1 protein-coding gene (running past one end of the window) is annotated in these 218 nt (G+C 33.0%); it reads left to right on the forward strand.

Features of this window, described 5'->3' with window-relative positions; translation table 11 throughout:
• A protein-coding gene (locus tag V7083_RS20855) for a DUF3189 family protein (protein WP_335481544.1) crosses the window boundary here: on the forward strand, window positions 1-10 show its 3' portion. It extends 512 nt beyond the left edge of the window; the window shows 10 of its 522 coding nt (coding positions 513-522); its start codon lies beyond the left edge, outside the window; the stop codon is at window positions 8-10.
• Window positions 11-218 lie beyond the last annotated feature (208 nt).

A 218-nucleotide genomic window follows, 5' to 3' on the forward strand; every position in this document is an offset into this window, starting at 1 on the left:
GTTTAAATAATTTCGTTTTAGATAAAAAAAGTGTCCTCTAATTAGAACACTTCAAAAATTGTCACGCCGCCTTTAGCGTTACGCCAATTTTTAATTAGTCTAAGGCATGAAACCAGTTTCAGTGCAAGGGAAACTTTTAGAGGTGAAGGGGGTTATGACTATGTATATACCCTCAATGAATGACTATTTAGATATTATCCTGATGAAAGACAAAATAT

It is taken from the genome of Bacillus sp. JJ1764, from assembly GCF_036962145.1.
Lineage (GTDB): Bacteria > Bacillota > Bacilli > Bacillales > Cytobacillaceae > Neobacillus.